Source organism: Mycobacterium sp. 852002-30065_SCH5024008 (assembly GCF_001665645.1).
GTDB lineage: Bacteria > Actinomycetota > Actinomycetes > Mycobacteriales > Mycobacteriaceae > Mycobacterium > Mycobacterium paraffinicum.
Window position 1 is genome coordinate 150,828 of record NZ_LZSZ01000068.1, and the last position, 23,474, is coordinate 174,301.

A 23,474-nucleotide genomic window follows, 5' to 3' on the forward strand; every position below is an offset into this window, starting at 1 on the left:
CCGCCGCGCGACGTTACGTTTCGCCGGATTCGCCGGATTCGACGGCCTTCGCGGGGTCCTCGATCACGGAATACGTCGGATCGATCATCGAGATGGGCCGGTTGCCGGTCTGGCGCGCCTTCCCGGTGATCCGCAATAGCTGGCCGGGCTGAATGTCGGCGCCCCCATGACCGGGACGGAACGTGACCGTCATTTCCCCGCTGTTGTCCCCGACGACCACCTGTCGGAAGGTGCGCCCGCGGTCGGTGACGTCCTCGACCTGGTTGACCCGCCCTTCGACGGTGGCCCGCTGCCCCGAGATCAGCCCGGCCACCAGGATGACCGAAGCCGGCCGCTCGGGGTGCTCGTAGGCGTCCACCTTCTCGTCCTCACCCTTGGACACCCACGCCTCGAGCTTGTCGATCTCCTGGGCGATCCGCTGCTCGAAGGTGTCGGGGTAGGCCTCCTTGATGCGCGATTCCACGTCGTAGGGCACGATCGTCGCCGCCGCATCGGGGATCAGGCTCACCGCGCTGGAGATCTTGTCCGCTGTGCGGTCGTGCAACAGCCGGCCCAGCAGCCGCCCGAACGTCCGGCGCGGCAGCAGCACCGTCACATTGGTGTGGGGTTGTTCCTCGCGCGCCTTGGCAACCAGCAGCTGCGCGGCCCGGATGATCCGGCGGTCCGGGCAGTCCACCACCCGCAGCGGGGTGTCGAGACCGAAGTGATCCCAGCGCTTTCGCAGTTGCGTGGCGTGGGCCGGGTCGACCATGAAGTGCACCGCGGTCAGCTCGTCGGCCCGTAATCCCCTGCCGTAGCGCAACGCTTCGATCACCGCCAGGTCGACCGAGTCGACGAACACGAACACCCGGTGTCGCGCGTACTTCACCAACTCCGGACGGTCGGTGCGGAACATCTCGAGAATGGCTGCCTCGGCCCGGTATTCGCGGTTGAGCCGCATCAGCATGAACACCAGCAGCGGGAAGACGACGACCACCAGCCACGCGCCCTCGGTGAATTTGGCCACCGCGAAGATGCCCACCACGATCGTCGACAGGATCGCCGCGGACAGGTTGATCGCCAGGCGGCGTCGCCACCCCGGTTCCCGGTGTGTCAGATGGTGTTTGGTCATCCCGTAGCCGGCCATCGAGAACCCGGTGAACACACCGATCGCATAGAACGGGACCAGCGCGTTGACCGACCCTCCGGTCACCACCAACAACAGCACCGACAGCGCCGTCAGGGTGATGATACCGTTCGAAAAGACCAGCCGGTGACCGCGTTTGGTGAGTTGGCGCGGCAGGAAGCGGTCCTCGGCGACGAAACTGGCCAGCGCAGGGAATCCGTTGAAACTGGTATTCGCACCGGTGAACAAGATGGCCGCGGTCGCGGCCTGGACCAGGATGTAGAAGACGTCGCCGATCACGCCGTTGCCGAAGACGGCACGGCCGATCTGGGACAGCACCGACGGGTATTCCGTGAGATAGGGCGTGGCGTGGGTGACGTGGGCCAGGTAGGCGACGCCGGCCAGAAGGAGGCCCAGGACGGTGGCCATGGCGGTGAGCACGCGGCGCGCGTTGCGGCCCTGCGGCTTTCGGAAGTAGTCGACCGTGTTCGAGATGGCCTCGACCCCCGTCAGCGACGAGCCCCCGTTGGCGAACGCACGCAGCAACACCAAAATCGTGGCGCCCAGCACCAACCCGTTGCCCTGGTGTACCGGCACGGTTCCGGCCATGTGCGCGGGATCGTAAACCGGTAAGTTCCCGGCGAATGCGCGAATCACGCCGACCACGATCGTCAGGCCGACCATGACGATGAAGGAATAGGTCGCCACCGCGAACGGCAGTCCCGCCTCCTTCAGCCCACGCAGGTTCGCGTAGCAGATGGCAAGCACCACACCGACGGTGAGTTCGAGGCTGTACGGGCCCAGCGCGGGAAGCGCCGACACCACCGCGACCGTCCCGGCCGCCGATTGCACCGCAACGGTGACGACGTAGTCGATCAGCAGCGCCGCGGCGGCGATTTGCGCCACCCGGGGCCCGAAGTTGTCCCGCGCGACGATGTAGGAGCCGCCCGCGCGGGTGTAAGCCATCACCACCTGCCGGTACGAGGCGGCCACCAGCACCAGGATGAGCAGGATGACGCCGGTGATGGGAAGCAACAGCAGGAAGGCGGCCAGCCCGGCATGCGGCAGCAGTTCGATCAGGATCTGCTCGGGACCGTAGGCGACGGACGAAACGGCGTCCGGCGAAAGCGCGCCCAGGGCAACCGGATTCGACAGCTTCTCGGAGGCGATGTCCTCAGTGATCAGGGGCTTTCCCAGGAACACCCGCTTGACGATGTCCCCGACCGAAAGGGGGATGCGCAGCTTGTCGGCCGAAGTTGTCACGACCACCGTCCTTACCCGAGGTTGAGCGGGCGAAACACCTTCGATGCATTGTGCACGCTGGCGGGGGCCATGGTGGCAGCTGGTCGGATTCGGATTCGGTTCAGTTTCGGCTAGGCCAGCCGCCGCACGGCGGCGGAGATCCGCTCGTCGGTCGCCGTCAGCGCGACGCGCACGTGCTGCGCGCCCCGCGGGCCGTAGAAGTGGCCGGGCGCCACCAGGATGCCGCGCTCGGCCAACCAGGTGACGGTGTCCGCGCACGGCTCGCCGCGGGTCGCCCACAGATACAGGCCGGCCTCGGAGTGGTCCACGGCGAATCCGGCCGAGCGCAGCGCCGGCAGCAACGCCTCCCGCCGCCGCTCGTACCGTTCGCGCTGCGCTCGCTCGTGGGCGTCGTCGTCCAGAGCGGCGACCATGGCCGCCTGCACCGGCGTCGGCACCATCATCCCGGCGTGCTTGCGCACCGCCAGCAGCTCGGCCACCAGATCGGCATCCCCGGCGACGAATCCGGCCCGGTAACCGGCCAGCGACGAGCTCTTCGACAGCGAGTGGATGGCGAGCAGTCCACTGTGGTCGCCGTCGCAGACCGACGGATGCAGGATCGACAGCGGCTGCGCTTCCCAGCCCAGGCCCAGGTAACACTCGTCGGAAGCCACCACGCTGCCCCGCTCGCGCGCCCAGCCGACCACTTTGCGCAGGTGGTCGACGCCCAGCACGCGCCCGGTCGGGTTGCTCGGGGAGTTGAGGTAGACCAGCGCCGGCGATTGCGGGCCCAACTGGGTCAACGAATCCGCCCGCAGCACCGTCGCTCCGGCCAGCCGCGCCCCGACGTCATAGGTCGGATACGCCAGCTCGGGCACCACGATCACGTCCGCGGACCCCAGCCCCAGCAGGGTGGGCAGCCAGGCGATGAGCTCCTTGCTGCCGATCACCGGTAGCACGGCTGCCTCGGTGAGGCCGGTGATGCCGAAGCGGCGGGCCAGCGCGGCGACCGCTGAGTCCCGCAGGCGCGGGGTGCCGGCGGTGGCGGGATATCCGGACGCGGAACCGGCGGCGGCCAGCGCCTCCTGGATGATCGGCGCGACCGGGTCCACCGGGGTGCCGACGGACAGGTCGACGATCCCGTCGGGATGGGAACCGGCCAGCGCTTTCGCGTCGGCCAGCGTGTCCCAGGGGAATTCCGGCAGGGACGCCGACACGCGCCCGCGTGGGGCGCGCGGCCTCACCCCGGGCCTATCCAGCACCGGCCCGCTCAGTCGCCCTCGCCCTGGGGCGGCAGGTCCTTGACGACCTGCGGGTCGTTCTCGGTCATGCCGACCTTGGCGGCGCCGCCCGGCGATCCCAGCTCAGTGAAGAAGTCGGCGTTGATCTGCGTGTACTGGCTCCACTGCTCGGGCACGTCGTCTTCGTAGTAGATCGCTTCGACGGGGCAGACGGGCTCGCACGCCCCGCAGTCGACGCACTCGTCGGGGTGGATGTAAAGCATCCGCGCGCCCTCGTAAATGCAGTCGACCGGGCACTCCTCGATACATGCCTTGTCTTTGATGTCGACACAGGGCTCGGCGATCGTGTAGGTCACAGACGTCTCCTCCATGTACTACTTCGGTGTGGGCTGCTCTTCGGCTCGCGCCCGGTGCTTCCGGCCGCTCAAGGACAAAGCTTTCGGTTACTGATACTAGACGTTGCACATACACGTCAACCACTTGGCGCGCCCGTTAAGTTGACGATTTAAGACTGCCAGTCTCGGACGCCGCGACCGGGGTCGGTTTCGCCGAGGGCGAACAGGCTGCCCAGCCTGCTGACCTGCGAAAAGTCGCACTTCCGCGGCGCTCCGCGATATGCATTGCGGTGGAAGCACAATCGCGGCGCCTGGTAACCTCGAGCGGACGGCAACCGCGGGGCAGATGTCGTGGCCGTGAAGCGGTGCATTAACTGGGGAAGGGTGTCCACACATGAGGCTGTCGTTGACCAAATTGACCGTTGCGGTTGGCAGCGCGGCAGTGGCGTTGACCGCCGGGGCCGGAATCGCGTCCGCAGACCCCGATTGGGGTCCGGCCATCAACACGACCTGTAACTATGGCCAGGTGATGGCGGCGCTCAACGCGAACGATCCGGCGGCCGCCGCGAAGTTCGACCAGTCGCCGATGGCGCAGAACTTCCTGCGTAGCTTCCTCGCTTCCCCGCCGCCCAAGCGCCAGCAGATGGCCGACCAGGCCCAAGCGATGCCGGGTGCCGCGAAGTACTTCGGCACCGTCAACGCGGTCATGTCGACCTGCAACAACTTCTGAGCCGAGCGGACGCCGCTCAGTAACCGCTGAGCAGGCCGCGCACGCGGCCCAGGGTGTCAGGTCCGACGCGGCTGCAGATTCGCGATGGGTCCGCGGGCTTACGCCCCCAGAGCAGCAGCACGCGCGCGGCAGGGTCGGTTTCCAGAGTGGCGGGGCCTTCGGGTTCGGTGAGTCCGATGGCGGTGCGGTCGGCCTCAGCGCTGATCACAACGTCATCGGTGCCGGCGGCGCGCAGCCTGGCCTCGACGCGCTCGCCGGGCCGCAATTGCTTGGCCCCCTTGGCCAGCAGCGGTTTTCCGACCGCCACGACGCTGTGAGAGGTCATCCAGGGCTCGGCCAGCCCGGTCTCTAGGGCCGCCGGAATGTCGGCGTCACCGGTGATGTCCCAACCGTGCAGCACGAGCTCTTCGCGCATGTGTTCGGCGAACCAGGGCACCTTCATGGTGCGGCCCGTCCACGCGACGTCGGTGTCCTGGGGCACGTCGTCGGCCGCTTCCGCGATCCGGTTGAGGGTGGCCATCCGGTCGAACAGCGCGTCCCACAGGTCCGCGTCGTTCAGCGCGCGCAGCGGTCCCTCACGTTCCTCGAAGCCGCGCGTGCCGACGGGCTCGCCGTCCAGGTGCGCGGCCAGCACTCGGGCGATCTCCTCGGCGTTTCCGGCCTGATGGACGACGATGTCGCGCACCGTCCAGGCCTCGCACCAGGTGCCGGCGTCGGGCCGGCGCCGCTGCACCGCGTCTACGAACGGCCGCCACTCGGGGAACCGGTCATCGTCGATCTGTCGGTTCACGGCGTCGGGTATACCCGCCGCCGCGGGCTGCTAAGCGGCCCGCGGGGCGTAGGTCGTGGTGCGTTGGCGGGCGGGGCGTCCAATCCCCTCGGCGATCGCGGTCAGCTCTTCGACGCTCTTGGCCGACCCGTGCTCCGAACCGGCCATCCGCGAGATGGTCTCCTCCATCAGCGTGCCGCCCAGGTCGTTGGCACCGCCGTTCAGCATCACCTGTGTGCGCTCGACCCCGAGCTTGACCCAGCTGGTCTGAATCTGCGATATGCGGCCGTGCAACATGATTCGCGCCAACGCGTGCACGGCACGGTTGTCGCGGTGGGTGGGCCCGGGCCGGGCCGCGCCCGCGAGGTACAACGGCGAGCTCTGGTGTACGAACGGCAACGGGACGAACTCGGTGAACCCGCCGGTGCGGTCCTGGATGCCGCGCAGCACGTTGAGATGACCCACCCAGTGCCGCGGGCTGTCGACGTGCCCGTACATCATCGTCGACGACGACCGCAGGCCCACCTCGTGTGCGGTGGTCACGATGTCGATCCATTCCGAGGTCGGCAGCTTGCCCTTGGTCAGCACCCAGCGCACTTCGTCGTCCAGGATCTCGGCTGCCGTGCCCGGGATCGTGTCCAGCCCGGCCTCGCGCAGGCTGATCAGCCACTCGCGGACGCTCAGCCCGCTCTTGGTCACGCCGTTGGCGATCTCCATGGGCGAGAAGGCATGCACGTGCATCGACGGCACCCGCGCCTTGACGGCGCGGACCAGGTCGGCGTAGCCGGTGACCGGCAACTCCGGGTCGATCCCGCCCTGCATGCACACCTCGGTGGCGCCTTCGACGTGCGCCTCCCACGCGCGGTCGGCCACCTCTTCGGTGGACAACGAATACGCGTCGGCATCGCCCTTGCGCTGCGCGAAGGCGCAGAACCGGCAACCGGTGTAGCAGATGTTGGTGAAGTTGATGTTGCGGTTTACCACGAATGTCACGTCGTCACCCACCGTGTCGCGCCGTAGCGAATTAGCTAGGGCGACAACCGCTTCCAGCGCGGGTCCGTCGGCGGTCGCCAGCGCCAGGTACTCGCTGTCGGTGCAGACTGCGGGGTCGCGCTCCGCGGCCCGCAGCGCGGCGAGTACGTCCGTGTCGATGCGCTCGGGGGCCCGCGCGGCCAGCTCGTGCACCTGCGCGCGGATCGATTCCCAGTCGCCGAAGGCGCTGTCCAGATCGCTGCGCGCTTCGGTGGCGCGGCCCTCGGTGTCGATCGCCGCGTTGAGGTCCACCCGCCCGGCGGACGCGACGTCGTCGGGCTCCTGCCAGGGCAGCCCCACCGGATTGACGTCGCGGGCCAGGCCGGTCGTAGGGTCGGCCAGCGCCATCACGTGTCCGCGCACCCGCGGGTCGATCCACGCCGCCCCGGCTTGGACGTACTTGGGCTGGGCGGTAAGTCGCTGAACCAGTTCGTATCCGGCCTCGGCGGTGATGTCGGCCAGCTCGTCGAGAGCGGGCCACGGCCGCTCGGGGTTGACGTGATCGGGCGTCAGCGGTGATACGCCGCCCCAGTCGTCGACCCCGGCGCCGACCAGCGCCAGGCACTCGTCGCGGGACACCAGGTTGGGCGGCGCCTGGATGCGCATGCCGGGCCCGAGCACCAGCCGGGCGACCGCCACCGTTGCGAGGTAGTCGTCGATCCCCGCGTCGGGGACGGCGGCCATCGCGGTGTGTTCCTTGGCCCGGAAGTTCTGCACGATCACTTCTTGCACATGCCCGAACTCCTTGTGCGACTTACGAATCGCGTGCAAGGTTTCGGCACGTTCGGTCAGCGTCTCGCCGATGCCGACCAACAGGCCGGTGGTGAACGGGATGGACAGCCGGCCCGCATCGGTGAGAGTGCGCAGCCGCACCGCGGGGTCTTTGTCCGGGCTGCCATAGTGGGCAAGCCCTTTCGTCTCGAACAGCCGCCGCGACGTGGTCTCGAGCATCATGCCCATCGACGGCGCCACCGGCTTCAGCCGGGCCATCTCCGACCAACTCATCACACCGGGGTTCAGGTGCGGCAGCAGGCCGGTCTCTTCGAGCACCCGGATCGCCATGGCCCGCACGTAGGACAGCGTGGAGTCATAGCCGCGTTCGCTAAGCCACTGCCCCGCCTCCGGCCATCGATCCTCGGGCCGGTCACCGAGGGTGAAAAGGGCTTCTTTGCAACCCAATTCGGCTCCGCGGCCAGCGATATCGAGGATCTCGTCGGGCTCGAGATACATGCCCGCGCCCTGCGCGCGCAGCTTGCCCGGCACGGTGACGAAGGTGCAGTAATGGCAGGTGTCGCGGCACAGATGGGTGACCGGGATGAACACCTTGCGCGAATAGGTGACGGGCAACCCGCCGCCGGGGCCACGCCGGCCGGCCGATGCCAGGCCCGCGTCGCGCACCCGCGCCGAGCTGGCGCACAGATCCGCGAGGTCCTCACCCCGCGCGGTCAGCGCGACGGCGGCCTCATCGACGTTGAGCGCAACGCCGTCTCGCGCGCGGCGCAACACCCGTCGCAACGCCGAGGCGCTGGTCTTTGGCAAAACCACAGGATTAGGAAGAGCGGTAGGCTCCTCGCCCGGAGTCAGCGGCACCTTCGTGTAACTTCCCCACGATCGAATTTCATCCGCGTGTCCCAACATGTGAAATTATCTTCCGACCCGTGCGGGCCCCGTCTGCGCAACAGTCAACAGTAGCGGCACTGCCACACCCGCAAGCGGGGACATCCCGGCCCGCGTGACCGCACGAACGTCAGGCCCGGCGCCCGCGCCGCCACAGCACCCAGAACGGCGGCACCACACCCAGCACGATCAGCAGCAACGCCCCGTAGGCCATCAGGCCGCGACCCCCCAGGATCACGTCGTCGGCCGGGCCGCCCATGCTGATCACCGCCACCGTGAGCAGCCACGTCCACAACGGCAGCGCAGCCAGCCGCGACGATGTGGTCCACCGCCCGGCGGCCCACACCAGCGCGGCGTTGACCAATCCAGAAATCAAGCCGCTGACGGGAAACGGGACAGCCCCGATATAGGAAGGCAGCAGCAGGGCCCCGGCCAGTGCAGAAAGGACCCCGTCGACGGCCAACAGCGCCAGGACAACGAAACGTATCGCGGGGTCTGTCGCGCCGATGTCTTCGAGAGATGCGGCGCGTGGCTTGGTTTCGGTCAGGTCGGGACGCTGTCGATGTTGGAGAGTATCGAGCCGATAACCCACTGCAGGCTGTCGAGCCGGTCCTGCCAATGCTGCTGATTAGGGTCCAGGTCGGGGTCCATGCGAAATCCTTCCGTGGCTGCCTGATTGGCAAGCCTACCCCGTGCCGGCCGCCGTGAAATCAAGCCCCGCAAGCAGATCTGTTTCCCAACCGCGCTCGTCGCGCTCCCCCGCCGTGCCGGCCGCCAGCACGTAGTGTTCCTCGGCGAGGATCGGCAGGGCCATGTTGTTCGACAGGGCGCAGGCCCGGCCGGTCGGTCCCACGACCACCTGGGTGGCGTGCGCGGCGAGCGCCGCCCGCTTTGCCGCCCAGGCCTGCGGGCCGGGCTCGACGACGGCGTCGATGTCGGAGTCCGCGTACCCGAAGCCGAACTCTTCCTCCGGGGGAATCGCCCACTCGGGCCGCAGGTCCTCGCCATTGAGGGCACGCATGCCCGCCAGGAAGGCGCGGGTGGCGAACACCGACCAGTAGAACTTCGGCGCGGTCCACGGCTCGCCGGGGAAGTCGCCGGAGCCTGCGGCGGCCACGGCGGCCGTTGTGACGGTGTGGGTGTGGACGTGGTCGGGGTGGCCGTAGCCGCCGCGGGGGTCGTAGGTCACCACGACGTGCGGGCGGTGCTCGCGAATGACGGCGACCAACTCGCCGACTGCCTGACGCTCGTCGGCGTCGATGAACCGCTGCCGCCCCCGCCCCGGCGTTCCCTGCATGCCCGAGTCGCGCCAGCGTCCGGCGCCGCCCAGGTAGTGGGGGGCGCCGACGCCGAGCGCACGCAGCGCCGCGGTGAGCTCGCCGATGCGGTAGCCCCCCAACTGATCCGCGTGATCGACGGCCAGGCCGGCCCACCGGTCACCGATGACCTCACCCTCTTCGCCGAGCGTGCAGGTGACGACGCGCACGTCGGCCCCCCGGGCGGTGTAGTGGGCGATGGTGGCGCCGTTGCTGAGGCTCTCGTCGTCGGGATGCGCGTGGACGAACAGCAGCCGTGGCGTCTCGGACATGGACGCACCCTACCCGCAGCGCAGGCCCGTTGGCGGTCTCGTCGCCACCGATAGGAACGCATACGGCTACTATCGAGGGATGCCGCAGCTCACCCAGACCGCCCCGACCGGTGCCCGGAGCCGCCGACGGGGCGAGGTCCTCGAGCGGGCGCTCTACGAGGCCACCCTGGCCGAATTGGCCGAGGTCGGCTACGGCGGGCTGACGATGGAGGGGATCGCGGCGCGCGCCCATACCGGCAAGGCGGCCCTGTACCGGCGGTGGGCGACCAAGTGCGAGCTCGTGCACGCCGCACTGGTCCATACCTTGCCGCCGTTGCCCGAGGCGCGGCCCGGCCGGTCGGCCCGGGAGAACCTGCTGACGGTGTTCAGCGCCCACCGCGACGTCTGCGCCGGGAAGACCGCCTTCCCCGGCATGGCCACCGTCAACCAGCTCCTGCACGAACCCGAGATGCGCGCCATCTTCGCCGACGCCGTGGTGGCCCCCCGCCTGCGGATCGTCGAATCGATCCTGCAGGCCGCCGTCGCGGAGGGCGAGCTCGATCCGGCGCTGATCACCCCACTGACCGCCCGCATCGGCCCGGCTTTGATCAACCAGCACTTCCTGCTGACCGGATCGCCGCCGAACCGCCGGGAGCTGGCGCTGATCGTCGACACCGTGATCCCGCCGCGAGCGGGGCGGGCGGCCGACTGACGACGCGGGCTATGGCCCGGTCTTGATCCATTGGCCGGCGTCGCCGACGATGCCGACCGGCACCGCGCCCGACAGGCTGACGTTCTGCACGCTCGGGCCGGCGCCGACGATCGTGGTGTCCTGCAGGATCGGCAACACGGTGGACATGTTCCACAGTCGCGGCTCGACCGCCGTGATCACGTCGTTGATGCTCTTGGTGCCGTTCAGCGCGGCATCGATGTTCGACTGAACGCTGCGATCGCAGATCCCGGTGAGGTTCGACGGCGCCTGCACCAAGGCGTTGGGGTCGGCCGGGCGGCTGGGCGGCGGCGTCGAAGTCGGCGTGGTGGCGGAGGTGCCCGGTCCGGTGGTCGATGGCGAGCCCGGGCCAGGAGGACTGGTCGTCGGCCCCGTGGACGCCGGAACCTGCGTCGATTCCAGGGCCGGGCAGCCGTACCGCGACGCCAAGCGCGTCGCCAGATTCCCGCCCGCCTGGTGCCAGCCGACGATCGCGTCCACCTGGTGGTTGTTCAGCGCGTCGCGATACAGCGTCACCGGGTCCAGCGCCAGCACGCTGGCGCTGATGCCGACGTTGCGCAACTGGTCGGCCGCGGTGTTGGCGACCGCGACGGACGTCGGGTCGTTGACCGCCACGCCGATGACCAGCGCCAGCTGTTGACCGTCCTTGCTGATCCGGCCGCGGATGACTTCGGGGGGCGCGGTGTTCGCCGGTGTCGGCGCCGGGGACCCCGACGAGTTGCCCTCGACCTTGTAGCCGGATCCCTCCAGCAACGCCAGCGCCGCCGGCGTCGTCATCGCGGGGGGCGCTGTCGGCTCGTAGCCGGGATCGCTGGGGGCCCGGATCTGGGCCTGGTCCAGCGTGACGGTGTTGTCGCTGCCCGCGCCCACCGCCGCCAGCAGGTCGACGTCGAGCAACCCGAGGATCGCCTTGCGCACCTGCGCGTCGGACAGCTTGGGCTCGTTGGCGCGCAGGGTCAGCTGCATGACCCGGGGCGTCACGATCCGGGCGGTGCGCACGTCGGGGATGGCGGACAGCTGCGCGAAGGCCGCCGATCCGCCGTGCACCTGGGCGACCTGGGTGTCACCATTGCGCACGGAATCGGCCAGCGCGGCCGGCGCCCCGGCACGCCGGAAGAGGATGAGCGCGGGCTTGGCCGGTGATCCCCAGTAGCGATCGTTGCGGGCCACCAGGATCTCGTCGCGCTGCGGATCGATGCTCTCCACCCGGAACTGGCCGCCGGTCACCGGGAGCGCCCGGGCCAGCCCGGCCGCGAACCCGCCCGGCACGTCCTTGACGATGTGCGCCGGAAGGATGTTGCTGAACAGCTCTTTCCACGACGGGTAGGGCTGGGCGAAGGTGACCACCGCCTGCTTGCCGCCCTCGAGCGACTGCACGCCGGTGATGAGGTCGTAGCCGGCGGGGTCGACGACGCCGGGCTGGCTGACCATCTGCCGCCACAGGTACCAGAAGTCGTCGGCGGCGATCGGGGCGTTGTCGGTCCACTGCGCCTCCGGCCGGATCTTGTAGGTCACCGTGAACGGGCTCTGGCTGGTGACCTCGGCCGACTCCAGCAGGGTCGGGTCCATCTCCCAGCGTGAACCCGTCGGCGTGCCCGGGTCGGGCACCGGCCGGAACGCGCTGGGCAGCACCAGCGCGCTGATCGCCGCGTTCACCGGGGACAGGTCGGACAGCAGGTGCGGGTTGAAGCCGGCCCCGATCGAGTCGATGCCCATGATGATCTGGGTCGGCCGCGGCGGCGGCGGTGGCGAGTTGTGCGGCGTGTCGGTGCTCTGCGGCGCCGGCGGGGGGTTGACCGTGCACGCCGCGAGCGCCAATCCGGCCAGCGAGACAACCACGCCCACCGTCACGAAGAAACGGCGGACTCGTCTCGGCATGCCGATCAGGGTATCGAGCAGCTGCCCAGCAGCCCGCCCAAGCACGCGCGATTAACCCCGGGCCTTGGCCCGCGCCCGGCTGCGGCCCCGGGTCGTGGCATCCAGCTCCACCTTGCGGACGCGGACGATCTCCGGGGTCACCTCGACGCATTCGTCTTGCGCACAGAACTCCATGGCCTGTTCCAGGTCGAGCTCGAGCGGCTTGGCCAGGGTCTCGATGACGTCCGCCGTCGACGACCGCATGTTGGTGAGCTTCTTCTCCCGGGTGACGTTGATGTCGAGATCCTCTGCGCGCGGATTGATTCCGACGACCATGCCCTCGTAGGTGTCCTGGCCGGGTTCGACGAAGAACTGTCCCCGATCGGCGAGCTGAATCAGCGCGAACGGCGTGATGGTGCCGTTGCGGTCGGAGACCAGCGACCCGGTGTGGCGGGCCCGGATCTCCCCCGCCCACGGCCGGTAGCCGTCGAACACGGCGTTGGCGATCCCGGTGCCGCGCGTGATGGTCAGGAAATCGGTGCGGAACCCGATCAGTCCGCGGCTGGGCACGATGAAGTCCATCCGGACCCAGCCGGCGGCGTGGTTGGTCATCTCCTCCATGCGGCCCTTGCGGGCGGCCATCAGCTGGGTGATCGCGCCGACGAATTCTTCGGGGCAGTCGATGGTCATCGCCTCGAACGGCTCGTGCAGCTTGCCGTCGATCGTGCGGGTCACCACCTGCGGCTTGCCGACGGTGAGCTCGAAACCCTCGCGGCGCATCTGTTCGACCAGGACCGCCAGGGCGAGCTCGCCGCGGCCCTGCACCTCCCAGGCGTCGGGCCGGCCGATGTCCACGACCCGGATCGACACGTTGCCGACCAGCTCCTGGTCCAGGCGGTTGCGGACCATGCGCGCGGTCAGCTTGTGGCCCGACACCTTGCCCGCCAGCGGAGAGGTGTTGGTACCGATGGTCACCGAGATCGCCGGCTCGTCGACGGTGATCCGGGGCAGCGCGTGGGCGTGATCGGGATCGGCCAGCGTGTCGCCGATCATGATCTCGGGCAGCCCGGCGACCGCCACGATGTCGCCGGCGATCGCCTCGTCGGTGGCACTGCGCTCGACGCCCTCGGTCGCGAGCAACTCGGTGATCTTGGCGCTGGTGATGACGGGCAGGCCGTCGACCTCACGCATCCAGGCGACCTGCTGGCCCTTGCGCAGCTTGCCGTTGTAGATGCGGATCAGCGCGAGCCGGCCGAGGAAGGCCGACGCGTCGAGGTTGGTCACCAACGCCTGCAGCGGCGCCTCGGGGTCCCCCGACGGCGGCGGGATGTGCTCCATCAGCACGTCGAACAGCGGGTCCAGGTTGTCGCCGGCGGGCACCTCGCCGTCGGCCGGCTGGGTGGTGCTGGCGACGCCGGCCCGGCCGGACGCGTACAGCGTCGGCAGGCCCAGCGCGTGCTCGGCCGCCTTGGCGGCCTCGTCGTCGAGGTCGGAGGCGACGTCCAGCAGCAGGTCGTGGCTGGACTCCACCACCTCGGCGATGCGCGCGTCGGGCCGGTCGGTCTTGTTGACGACGAGGATCACCGGAAGGTGTGCGGCCAGCGCCTTGCGCAGCACGAACCGCGTCTGCGGCAGCGGCCCTTCGGACGCGTCGACCAGCAGCAGCACGCCGTCCACCATGGACAGCCCGCGCTCCACCTCCCCGCCGAAGTCGGCGTGCCCGGGCGTGTCGATCACATTGATGACGGTCACTGTGCCGTCGGCGTTAAGGCGGTGCACGGCGGTGTTCTTGGCCAGGATGGTGATGCCTTTTTCCTTCTCGAGGTCACCGCTGTCCATGATGCGTTCCTGGGTGTCGTCACCGCGGTGGTGCAGCGCCCCGGATTGCCGCAGCATCGCGTCCACGAGGGTGGTCTTGCCGTGGTCGACGTGGGCGACGATGGCGACGTTACGAAATGGCACGTCGGTGATTGTGGCAGCGGGGGGCCTTCCAAAGCGAACTCGAAGGCGAACTGGCAGGTGCGGCCCGCGCGCTGTCCGGTGTGCGTCCAGGGCGGCCCGCCCCGGCGTGTCGACACCATGGCCGCACAACGAAAGCCCAGGACGCACACTCAACGGGCCGCCGAGCGCCCCCTACCATCCCCTGCGGCGCGGCGCCGTACCGACCAATTCGCCCTTGGATTCGCGGCTGCGGTAGACGATGTACGGCCGGAACAGGTAGGCGATCGGCGCGCTGAAGATGTGCACCAGCCGGGTGAACGGCAACAGCGTGAACAGCACCATGCCGATCAAGGCGTGCAGTTGGTAGTCCAGCGGCGCGTTGATCATCACCTCGCCGTGCGGCTGGAAGATCCAAATCCGGCGGAACCACAGCCCGACCGTGTACCGGTAGTGGAACTCGCCGCCGTGCGGCCCGGTGCCGATCAGGTCGCAGTACAGGCCCACCACGATGGCCAGCACCAGCACCACATACATCAGCTTGTCGCTGCGGGTGGTGGCCATGGACACCGCCGGGCGGGTGAACCGCCGGTAGATCAGCAATCCGATCCCGGCCAGGGTCGCGAGGCCGGCGGCCGACCCGGCGATGACCGCCTGCAGATGGTAGACGTGGTCGCTCATCTTCAGCATCTGCGTCACCCGCGGCGGGATGAACAAGCCCATCACGTGTCCGGCGAAAACCGCCAGGATGCCGAAGTGGAACATCGGGCTGGCCACCTGCAACAGCCGCGACTCGTAGATCTGCGAGGAACGTGAGGTCCAGCCGAACTTGTCGTAGCGGTACCGCCACCAGGTGCCGACGATCAAGACCGTCAGCGTGACGTACGGCGCGATGTCCCAGAACAATACGTTGCTAAACACCTGGCGCTCCTTCGCGTCGGGGCGGCACGGTCAAGTTAAATGGTTGCAGCCCAACGGCTTCCGCGGGCGGGCCGGCTTGCGCCAGGCGCTCCGCGCGGCGCACGTCCTGGTCCGTCGCGGCGGGCAGCGTCGCGCACACCGCCGCCACGGTGGGCTCATAGGGCGACTTCGCGTCGGCGAGGGCGCCCCGCAACACATCGATGGGAACACGGTGCTCGGCCAGCAGCCGCCGCCCCACCTCGGGATCGACGGTGGCGGCGAACTCGAGCACGACGGGCAGGTGATCGGGCGCCTCGGCGCGCGGCGGCCGCACGCCCGATTCCCGGTAGGCGGCGGCGAACTCGACCATCTCCCGGCCGCGGTTGCGGGTATCCCCGGCGGTCCAGTACGTCAGGTACATCGTGCAGTGGCGCCGCATGTCGAACGTCGCAACGTAGTCCATCGCGGCGGCCATCGGCTCGCGGGCGCGCAGCGCGGCCACCGTCTGTCCGAGCAGCGTCGCCTCGGGCGCGCCGATGTGGCTGAGCAGCTCGTCGACGGTGTCCAGCCGCGCGGCCAGCTCGTCGTCCGGGTAGGCCAGCAGCAGCGATGCCGCCTGCCATACCAGTCGGTCCTGCAGGGCGTTGGTGCGTCCCCGGCGCCCGGCCAGCAGCCTCATTGCTTCTGCTCTTCGGGAAACATCCCGGCGGGCACCTGGCGCCCGTCCCAATTCAGCAGGTTCACCCGCGCGGACCGCTGGCCGTTGGCGGCCGCCTCGCCGCCGGGCCGCTTGAGCGCGTGGAACGTCTCCACGGAGACCGGCACCGGTTCACCCGACTCGTACATGCCCGGGCCGCCATCACCCGTCAACGAGCAGCCCATCTCCTCCAGGTCGCGGGCCTGCGGGCTGAACGCGGTCGGAATGACGTACCGCTCTTCGTATTTGGCGATGGCCAGCAGCCGGTACATCTCGTACATCTGCTCTTCGTTCATCCCGACGGAATGCGGTATGTGCGGCTGGGTTTCGCGCCCGAGATTGATGTCGCGCATGTAGGAGCGCATCGCCGCCAGCCGCCGCAACACGCCTTCGACCACGGCGGTGTCGCCGGCCGTGAACAGCTCGGCCAGGTACTGCATGGGGATGCGCAGCGCGTCCAGCGCGCCGAACAGGTTGCCCACGTCCTCCCCGTCGTGACCGTCGCGGCTGACCGCGTCGACCACCGGCGACAGGGGCGGGATGTACCAGACCATCGGCATGGTGCGGTATTCCGGGTGCAGGGGCAGCGCGACCTGAAAGTTGTTGATCAGCGCGTACACCGGCGAGCGTTGGGCCGCCTCGATCCACTCGTCGGAGATGCCCTCCGCGCGTGCGGCGGTGATCACCTCGGGATCGTTGGGGTCCAGCAGGATCTGACGCTGCGCCTCGTAGAGGTCGGTTTCGTTCTCCACCGACGCCGCCTCCAGCACCCGATCCCCGTCGTAGAGGACCAGCCCCAGGTACCGCAGCCGACCCACGCAGGTCTCCGAGCAGATGGTCGGCAACCCGACCTCCATCCGCGGGTAGCACAGCGTGCACTTCTCGGCCTTGCCGGTCTTGTGGTTGAAATAGACCTTCTTGTAAGGACATCCGGAGACGCACATCCGCCACCCTCGGCAGCGGTCCTGGTCGACCAGCACGATGCCGTCCTCGCTGCGCTTGTACATCGCGCCCGACGGGCACGACGCCACGCAGGACGGGTTGAGGCAGTGCTCGCAGATCCGGGGCAGGTAGAACATGAAGGTCTCTTCGAGCGCGAGTTTGACGTCCTCGCTGACCTTCTTCAAAATCGGGTCCCCCGCCAGGATCTCCGGTGACCCGGCCAGGTTGTCGTCCCAGTTCGGCCCCCAGGAGATCTTCATCGGTTCGCCGCTGATCAGGCTCTTGGGTGCCGCGGTGGGAAACGTGTCACCCGCGGGCGCCGTGGTCAGGTTCTCGTAGTCGTAGGTCCAGGGCTCGTAGTAGTCGTCGATGATCGGCAGCCGCGGGTTGGCGAAGATGCGCAGCAGCTTCTGGAAGCGGCCGCCGTCGCGTAACCGCAGCCGGCCCTTCTTGTCGCGTATCCAGCCGCCGCGCCACCGTTCCTGGTCCTCGTAGGTGCGCGGATAGCCTTGGCCCGGTCGGGTTTCGACGTTGTTGAACCACACGTATTCGGTGCCGGGACGGTTGGTCCAGGCCTGCTTGCAGGTGACCGAGCACGTGTGGCAGCCGATGCACTTGTCGAGGTTCATCACCATCGCCAGCTGCGCCATGACCTTCATTCAGTACGTCACTTCCTGGTTGCGGCGGCGCACCACGGTGACCTCGTCGCGCTGGTTGCCGGTCGGTCCCATGTAGTTGAAGGCGAACGCATGCTGGCCGTAACCCCCGGCGAGGTGGCTGGGCTTGATGCGGACGCGGGTCAGCGCGTTGTGGTTGCCGCCGCGCTTGTTATTGGTTTCGGTGCGGGGTGTGTCCACCGTGCGTTCCTGCACGTGATAGACGAACACCACACCGTCGGGCATGCGATGCGAGACGATGGCACGGCACACGTAGATGCCGTTGGCATTGACGGCCTCGACCCAATCATTATCGCGGACTTTGAGTTTGGCCGCGTCGCCGGGGCTCATCCACATCGTCGGCCCGCCCCGGGACAACGACAGCATGTAGAGGTTGTCCTGGTAAGTGGAGTGGAACGACCACTTCGAGTGCGGCGTCAAATACCTTACGGTGAGGCCGATCCCATCATCCGTCGGGCCCAGCTGCGGCTGGCCGAACAGTCGCGTCATGTCCAGCGGCGGACGGAACACCGGCAGGTGCTCGCCCAGTTCCTCGACCCAGTCGTGGGCCAGGTAGAAGTGCATCCGGCCGGTCAGCGTGTGGAACGGCTTCAGGTTTTCGATGTTGATGGTGAACGGCGCGTACCGGCGCCCACCGGTTTCGCTGCCCGACCATTCCGGACTGGTGATCACCGGGACCGGACGCGCCTGGGTGTCGGCATAGCTGATGCGCCGCTCTTCGCTGCCCTCGGCCAGATGCGCCAGCCGTTGGCCCGTTCGCTTCTCCAGCTCGCGGAAGCCCTCGACGGCGAGCCGGCCGTTGGTCGTCCCGGACAGCAACAACAGCACGTCGACCATCCGCGCGGCGGTGGTGATCGCCGGGCGGCCCGCTGCCACACCGGAATTCATCACACCGAATTTGGCCGCCAGTTCCTCGACCTCCCGGAACGGATGCACGGTCACGCCCTTGGTGGTCAGCCCGAACGTCTCGACGAGCGGACCCAGGGTCTGCCACTTGTCGTAGACGGCGCCGTAGTCGCGTTCCACCACGGTCAGCTTGGCCATCGTCCGCCCTGGCACCGGTGTCGCGCCGGTGTGCAGCCAGTCTTCTTCGGTGCCATCGGGATAGGCCATCGCGTCGGGGGTGTCGTGCTGCAGCGCCGTGAGGACCACGTCGCGGCGGGTGCCCAGGTGACGCTTGGCCAGCGCGCTGAAGGCGCGCGCAATCGCGCCGAAAGCCTCGAAATCCGAACGGGTTTCCCACGGCGGGTCGGTCGCGGCACTGAACGCGTGTACGTACGGGTGCATATCGGTGCTGGAGATGTCGGCCTTTTCGTACCAGGTCGCCGCCGGCAGCACGACATCTGACACCAATGTCGTCGAGGTCATCCGGAAGTCGATCGACATCATCAGGTCGAGCTTGCCCTCGGGGATGTCTCCCTCGCACACGACGTCGGCGGGCGGTATCCCGTCGGCCGGTGGCTCGGCCTGGATGTTGGCGTCGGTCCCCAGCAGGTGGCGCAGGAAGTACTCGCCGCCCTTGCCCGACGATCCGATCAGGTTGGCCCGCCAAACCGTAAGCACCCGTGGCCAGTTGACCGGATTGTCGGGATCGGTGACCGAGAGCTTGAGCTTGCGGTCGCGAAGCTGCTCGGCGACATAGTCGGCGACTTCGCGGCCGGCGTCGCGCGCCTCGTCGGCGACGTCCAGGCTGGACCGGTCGAACTGGGGATAGAACGGGCTCCAGCCCATCGCGGTGGCCGAGGCCAACAGATCCATCGTGTGCTTGCCCGCGAATCGGCCGCGGCCCAGCGGGCTGGCCAGCTTGTCGGCCGCGTAGCCGTCGTACCGCCACTGGTCGGTGTGCGCGTACCAGTAGGACGCACCCGGCACCTGCCGGGGCGGGCGCACCCAGTCCGTGGCCATCGACATCGTCTGAAATCCGGTGAGCGGACGCACCTTTTCCTGGCCGACGTAATGGGCCCAGCCGCCGCCGTTGCGCCCCATCGACCCGGTCAGCATCAGCAGCGCGAGCACCGCCCGGTAGATGGCGTCGCCGTGGAACCACTGACAGATCCCGCTGCCCATGATGATCATGGACCGGCCACCGGATTCCTCTGCGTTGCGGGCGAATTCCTTTGCGACGCGGATGGCCTGCGCGGCCGACACGCCGGTGATCGCCTCCTGCCACGCGGGGGTGTTCTGCTGGGTCGGGTCGTCGTAGCCGGTGGGCCATTCGCCGGGCAATCCCGGGCGGGCCACGCCGTACTGGGCGAGCATCAAATCGAAAACGGTGCACACCAGGTGCTTGCCGACGCGGCGCACCGGGACACCGCGCTTTACGGTGGCGCCTTCCCCGTTGATCGTGTCGAAGCTGGCCAGGTGCACCAGCGCGGTTTCGCCATCGCCGTTGGCGGCGTGCGTATTTCGCACGCTGAGCGCCGGCACCAGGGAGCCGAGGTCGAGGTTCCACTTGCCGACGCCGTCCTCGCCGTAGCGGAATCCCAGTGAGCCGTGCGGCACCACCACCGAGTCGGTGGCCTCGTCCCACACCGCCGGTTTGAGCGCTGAGTTCTCTTCGGCCTCGAAGCCTCTGCCCAGGTCCGCCGCCGTGAGGTTCTTCCCCGGCACCAGCATGTCGCCGCGCTCTTCCAGCTTGATCAGGAACGGCAGGTCGGTGTAGCGGCGCGCGAAGTCGGCGAAGAATGGAACCTCCTTCTGCACATAGCATTCCGAGAGAATGACGTGCCCCATCGCCATCGCGAGCGCCCCATCGGTGCCGGCCGCGCACGGCATCCACTCGTCGGCGAACTTGGTGTTGTCGGCGTAGTCGGGGCTGACGGTCACCACCTTGGTGCCGCGGTAGCGCCCCTCGGCCATCCAGTGCGCGTCGGGGGTCCGGGTGATCGGCACGTTGGAGCCCCACATCATCAAATAGGCCGCGTCCCACCAGTCTCCGGATTCCGGGACGTCGGTCTGATCGCCGAACACCTGCGGCGAGGCCACCGGCAGGTCGGCGTACCAGTCGTAGAACGACGTCATCGGGGCGCCGATCAGCTCGAAGAACCGGGACCCCGCGGCGTAGGACACCATGGACATCGCCGGGATGGGCGAGAAGCCGGCGACCCGGTCGGGACCATAGGTCTTGATGGTGTGCACGTGGGCGGCCGCGATCAGCTCGGTGGCCTCGGCCCAGGTGATCCGGATCAGTCCACCCTTGCCGCGGGCGCGCTGATAGCGCCGTCGACGTTCGGGGTCCGCCTGGATGTCGGCCCAGGCGAGCACGGGATCGCCGAGGCGCGCCTTGGCTTCCCGGTACATCTCGACCAGCACGCCCCGGGCGTACGGGTAACGCACCCGGGTGGGCGAGTAGCTGTACCAGGAGAACGACGCCCCGCGTGGGCATCCGCGCGGCTCGTATTCCGGCCGGTCCGGGCCCACCGATGGGTAGTCGGTTTGCTGGGTTTCCCAGGTGATGATCCCGTCCTTGACGTAGATCTTCCAGGAGCACGAACCAGTGCAGTTGACCCCGTGGGTGGAGCGCACCACCTTGTCGTGGCTCCACCTGTCGCGGTAGAACACGTCGGCCTCGCGGCCGCCCCGCCGCGTCACCGTGCGCAGGTCGGCCGAGAACTCGCCGGGCGTGAAGAACCGTCCGCTGCGTTCCAGCAACTCCTCGAGCGCCCCACCAACGTGTGGTGTGAGAGTCAACAGGTACCCCTTCTACTCCGTATCGCTGCGTCGTAGCCGGGCCGTCGCCTCGACCCCAGGTGCGTTGTGTTGAGCGTCGGCCCATGCCGCATCGGCGGCGCGATCGATGTCGGCGGCCCGGACCGCGCACCCACATCGGATGCGGGGAAAGGGTCTATCACCTCCGCCGTACGCGGCCTGTTAACGAAAATCCGTCTGCTCAGCATGGGTTCTGCGGACCAGAGGCTTTCGGCGCGGGCGCAGGATCGCCGTCGGCACCCACCTCTAGGTCAAGTCGTTTACTACAAGTTCACGTTGGGTTATATCTCCAAGTTCACCTTCGTGACCTTCTGCGGCGCTGAATGTCAGCTGCCGAAAGGCTGTGGACTTGTTATGAGGCCCCGCCGGCGAGCGTCCGTACCAGGTCAGCGACCCAGCCGCGGTCGGCGGGCACCCAGTCGACATCGGTCAGCTCGGCGGCCGTCACCCAGCGCACCGCCCGGTGGTCACGGGCGTGCGGCTCGCCGCCGAGCAGGTGGACGCGGTAGGCCCGCAGCGTCATGCCGTCCAGCGCGATGTCGTCGCCCAGGCGGGTGCCCACCGCGACGTCGCCGACGGTCAGCCCCAGCTCCTCGGCCAGCTCCCGGGCCAGCGCGTCGGGCTCGGTCTCACCCGGCGCGACCTTGCCGCCGGGCAGCTCCCAGCGGCCGGCCAACTCGGGCGGCCGGACGCGCTGCGCCACCAAGACACTGGCGCCGCGGATGACCGCTCCCGCGACGACGATCTGGGTCGGCATGGCCAGACGGTATACGGTCGAGACATGGCTGTGTTAACGGATGAGCAGGTCGACGCCGCACTGCCCGATCTCAACGGATGGGAGCGTGTCGACGGCGCCCTGCGCCGTTCGATCAAGTTCCCGAGTTTCCTCGCCGGTATCGACGCGGTGCGCCGGGTCGGCGAGCACGCGGAGAGTAAGGACCATCACCCAGATATCGATATCCGTTGGCGGACAGTTACTTTCGCTCTGGTCACGCACTCCGAGGGAGGCATAACCGAGAAGGACGTGGCCATGGCGCACGACATCGACGGGATCGTCGGGAGCTAGTCCTCCGACGCGGCCCGGTCTTCGACCGTCACGCCAGCGTGACGCTCGGCGCCCTTGCCGGCGGCGATCCAGGCCAACGTCGCCACGGCCGCCACGATGTAGATCAGGCCGGCCCAGGCCAGATACCACGGCCGGCTGATCTGCCAGATGGTCGGCTGAGCGAAGAGCAGCAGCCACGGCACGCCGACGATGGTCAGCGCCAGCCAGCCCCAGCCCACGATCCGGGCGCCGCGCCGCTCGCGCAGCGGCCCGTGAATCGCCCAGATCATCAGCGGCACCAGCCACACCCAGTGGTGAGTCCAGGAAATCGGCGACAGCAGCAGCCCGAACAACTCGACCACCAGCAACTTGCCCAGCCGGTCGGACGGGTCCAACGCCCGCCAGGCCAGGATGGCCAGCACCGCGGTGACGGCGATGGCGGCCAGGACCGGCGGGCCGAAGCCGGCGTCGTGGCCAAGGATCCGGGAGATGCCGCCGCGCCAGGATTGATTGATCGACGTGGCGATGGGGCCCACGCGGTGCGCGTCGCCCAGCAGTTTTGTGAAGTAGTAGCGGGCCTGGTCCCCGACCACCAGTGCCGACACGCCGATGGTGGCGACGAAGACCACGAAGGAGAAGGCCGCCGCGGCCCACCGCCGCACGCCGAGCAGGTAGACACCGGAGATTGCGGGCGTCAGCTTGATTCCGGCAGCGACGCCGACCAGCAGGCCCGACAGCCACCACCGCGTCGTCAACACCGCCCACAGCACCCCCACCATCAGCAACACATTGACCTGCCCGTAGTCGAACGTGCTGCGCAGCGGCTCGATCCAGATCGTGACCGCCGTCCACGCCATGGCCAGGCGGCGGCCGTCGACGCCGGGCGCCACGCCCATCAACCGCTGGCTGATCCGTATCGCGCCGTACAGCGCGGCCATCGTCGCGATCTGCCACGCGAAGGCGACCAGGCCGAAGGGCAGCAGGGTCAGGGGGTAGAACACCACCGCCGCGAAGGGCGGATAGGTGAACGGCAGCGGGAAGTCCGGCGTCTGATCGGCGTAGACGTAGCTGTACAGCGTGCCGGGATGGTCGATCGCGGCGGCGCCGCCGAGGTAAACGTGCAGGTCGACGAAGTTCGCACCGTGGGGCGAGAAATATGTCCAGCCGAGTCGCGCGGCGACACTGGCGACTAGCAGCGCGGGTGCCGCCGCCCGAAGCAGACTCGCGAACCGCCGGCGCGGGGGTGCCGCCGGGGTGGCCGAAGTGGTGTCTATGCGCCCGACTTTAGCGATCGAGGTGGCCTGAGCGGCACCGGTGGACCTCATCACCGCCAGCGGTCCTG

18 protein-coding genes are annotated in these 23,474 nt (G+C 68.7%); 3 read left to right on the top strand and 15 right to left on the bottom strand.

What is annotated here, in order from left to right; all coding sequences use genetic code 11:
- Positions 1 to 13: 13 nt before the first annotated feature.
- The 3 genes from A5781_RS08750 to fdxA all read right to left on the bottom strand — a co-directional run bounded on the left by A5781_RS08750 (position 14) and on the right by fdxA (position 3,944).
- Positions 14 to 2,368: an APC family permease gene (locus tag A5781_RS08750; protein WP_067203869.1), complete on the bottom strand. Its 2,355-nt coding sequence runs from the start codon at positions 2,366 to 2,368 to the stop codon at positions 14 to 16.
- A 110-nt stretch (positions 2,369 to 2,478) separates the two neighbouring features.
- Positions 2,479 to 3,564, bottom strand: a complete 1,086-nt coding sequence (gene dapC, locus A5781_RS08755; RefSeq protein WP_067203834.1) for a succinyldiaminopimelate transaminase — start codon at positions 3,562 to 3,564, stop codon at positions 2,479 to 2,481.
- A gap of 53 nt (positions 3,565 to 3,617) precedes the next feature.
- Positions 3,618 to 3,944, bottom strand: coding sequence for a ferredoxin (gene fdxA, locus A5781_RS08760; protein ID WP_055398945.1), 327 nt, complete (start codon positions 3,942 to 3,944; stop codon positions 3,618 to 3,620).
- Between the two features lie 373 nt (positions 3,945 to 4,317).
- On the opposite strand from fdxA, the gene A5781_RS08765 reads away from it, so the two are divergent.
- A complete protein-coding gene (locus tag A5781_RS08765; RefSeq protein ID WP_067203835.1) occupies positions 4,318 to 4,653 on the top strand; it encodes a hemophore-related protein in 336 nt (111 codons plus the stop codon).
- Between the two features lie 16 nt (positions 4,654 to 4,669).
- Here the strand turns inward: A5781_RS08765 and A5781_RS08770 are convergent, their stop codons facing one another.
- The 4 genes from A5781_RS08770 to mshB form a co-directional block, all read right to left on the bottom strand.
- On the bottom strand, positions 4,670 to 5,443 hold the full coding sequence (locus tag A5781_RS08770) for a maleylpyruvate isomerase N-terminal domain-containing protein (RefSeq protein ID WP_067203836.1): 774 nt from the start codon (positions 5,441 to 5,443) through the stop codon (positions 4,670 to 4,672).
- A gap of 30 nt (positions 5,444 to 5,473) precedes the next feature.
- A complete protein-coding gene (locus A5781_RS08775; protein WP_082939278.1) occupies positions 5,474 to 8,092 on the bottom strand; it encodes a bifunctional FO biosynthesis protein CofGH in 2,619 nt (872 codons plus the stop codon).
- Between the two features lie 109 nt (positions 8,093 to 8,201).
- Positions 8,202 to 8,663, bottom strand: coding sequence for a hypothetical protein (locus A5781_RS08780; RefSeq protein ID WP_067203838.1), 462 nt, complete (start codon positions 8,661 to 8,663; stop codon positions 8,202 to 8,204).
- Between the two features lie 93 nt (positions 8,664 to 8,756).
- The gene (mshB, locus tag A5781_RS08785) at positions 8,757 to 9,659 is read right to left on the bottom strand and encodes an N-acetyl-1-D-myo-inositol-2-amino-2-deoxy-alpha-D-glucopyranoside deacetylase (protein WP_067203839.1); all 903 of its coding nucleotides are present in this window, start codon (positions 9,657 to 9,659) and stop codon (positions 8,757 to 8,759) included.
- Positions 9,660 to 9,738: 79 nt separating this feature from the next.
- Here mshB and A5781_RS08790 point away from each other — a divergent pair, with 79 nt between their 5' ends.
- The gene (locus tag A5781_RS08790; RefSeq protein WP_067203840.1) at positions 9,739 to 10,350 is read left to right on the top strand and encodes a TetR/AcrR family transcriptional regulator; all 612 of its coding nucleotides are present in this window, start codon (positions 9,739 to 9,741) and stop codon (positions 10,348 to 10,350) included.
- Between the two features lie 9 nt (positions 10,351 to 10,359).
- Here the strand turns inward: A5781_RS08790 and A5781_RS08795 are convergent, their stop codons facing one another.
- From A5781_RS08795 to A5781_RS08825, 7 genes are all read right to left on the bottom strand, one after another.
- A complete protein-coding gene (locus A5781_RS08795; protein ID WP_197503753.1) occupies positions 10,360 to 12,252 on the bottom strand; it encodes an ABC transporter family substrate-binding protein in 1,893 nt (630 codons plus the stop codon).
- Between the two features lie 45 nt (positions 12,253 to 12,297).
- Positions 12,298 to 14,187: a translational GTPase TypA gene (typA, locus tag A5781_RS08800; RefSeq protein ID WP_067203842.1), complete on the bottom strand. Its 1,890-nt coding sequence runs from the start codon at positions 14,185 to 14,187 to the stop codon at positions 12,298 to 12,300.
- A gap of 171 nt (positions 14,188 to 14,358) precedes the next feature.
- Positions 14,359 to 15,084, bottom strand: coding sequence for a respiratory nitrate reductase subunit gamma (gene narI / locus A5781_RS08805; protein ID WP_067203843.1), 726 nt, complete (start codon positions 15,082 to 15,084; stop codon positions 14,359 to 14,361).
- Positions 15,077 to 15,742 carry a nitrate reductase molybdenum cofactor assembly chaperone gene (gene narJ, locus A5781_RS08810; protein WP_067203844.1) on the bottom strand — a complete coding sequence of 222 codons (666 nt, stop codon included), beginning with the start codon at positions 15,740 to 15,742 and terminating at the stop codon, positions 15,077 to 15,079. Before narJ ends, narI begins: the two co-directional genes overlap by 8 nt.
- The gene (narH, locus tag A5781_RS08815; protein WP_067203845.1) at positions 15,739 to 17,361 is read right to left on the bottom strand and encodes a nitrate reductase subunit beta; all 1,623 of its coding nucleotides are present in this window, start codon (positions 17,359 to 17,361) and stop codon (positions 15,739 to 15,741) included. The genes narJ and narH overlap by 4 nt, the downstream gene beginning before the upstream one ends.
- Positions 17,362 to 21,069 (bottom strand): nitrate reductase subunit alpha, encoded by a 3,708-nt coding sequence (locus A5781_RS08820; RefSeq protein WP_067203846.1) that lies wholly within the window; start codon positions 21,067 to 21,069, stop codon positions 17,362 to 17,364.
- Positions 21,070 to 21,439: 370 nt separating this feature from the next.
- Entirely contained in the window at positions 21,440 to 21,844 is a 405-nt protein-coding gene (locus tag A5781_RS08825; RefSeq protein WP_067203847.1) for a (deoxy)nucleoside triphosphate pyrophosphohydrolase, read from the bottom strand.
- Between the two features lie 24 nt (positions 21,845 to 21,868).
- On the opposite strand from A5781_RS08825, the gene A5781_RS08830 reads away from it, so the two are divergent.
- Positions 21,869 to 22,153 carry a 4a-hydroxytetrahydrobiopterin dehydratase gene (locus A5781_RS08830; RefSeq protein WP_067203848.1) on the top strand — a complete coding sequence of 95 codons (285 nt, stop codon included), beginning with the start codon at positions 21,869 to 21,871 and terminating at the stop codon, positions 22,151 to 22,153.
- On the opposite strand, the gene A5781_RS08835 is transcribed toward A5781_RS08830, so the two are convergent.
- Positions 22,150 to 23,457: a mannosyltransferase gene (locus A5781_RS08835; protein ID WP_067203849.1), complete on the bottom strand. Its 1,308-nt coding sequence runs from the start codon at positions 23,455 to 23,457 to the stop codon at positions 22,150 to 22,152. The genes A5781_RS08830 and A5781_RS08835 overlap by 4 nt on opposite strands.
- Positions 23,458 to 23,474 lie beyond the last annotated feature (17 nt).

Bases quoted from the DNA above. Each gene is read 5' to 3' on its own strand.
- A5781_RS08835 (WP_067203849.1), bottom strand. From the start codon at position 23,457: ATGAGGTCCACCGGTGCCGCTCAGGCCACCTCGATCGCTAAAGTCGGG.
- A5781_RS08775 (WP_082939278.1), bottom strand. From the start codon at position 8,092: ATGTTGGGACACGCGGATGAAATTCGATCGTGGGGAAGTTACACGAAG.
- narJ (WP_067203844.1), bottom strand. From the start codon at position 15,742: ATGAGGCTGCTGGCCGGGCGCCGGGGACGCACCAACGCCCTGCAGGAC.
- A5781_RS08790 (WP_067203840.1), top strand. From the start codon at position 9,739: ATGCCGCAGCTCACCCAGACCGCCCCGACCGGTGCCCGGAGCCGCCGA.
- A5781_RS08765 (WP_067203835.1), top strand. From the start codon at position 4,318: ATGAGGCTGTCGTTGACCAAATTGACCGTTGCGGTTGGCAGCGCGGCA.
- A5781_RS08830 (WP_067203848.1), top strand. From the start codon at position 21,869: ATGGCTGTGTTAACGGATGAGCAGGTCGACGCCGCACTGCCCGATCTC.
- A5781_RS08825 (WP_067203847.1), bottom strand. From the start codon at position 21,844: ATGCCGACCCAGATCGTCGTCGCGGGAGCGGTCATCCGCGGCGCCAGT.
- narH (WP_067203845.1), bottom strand. From the start codon at position 17,361: ATGAAGGTCATGGCGCAGCTGGCGATGGTGATGAACCTCGACAAGTGC.
- mshB (WP_067203839.1), bottom strand. From the start codon at position 9,659: ATGTCCGAGACGCCACGGCTGCTGTTCGTCCACGCGCATCCCGACGAC.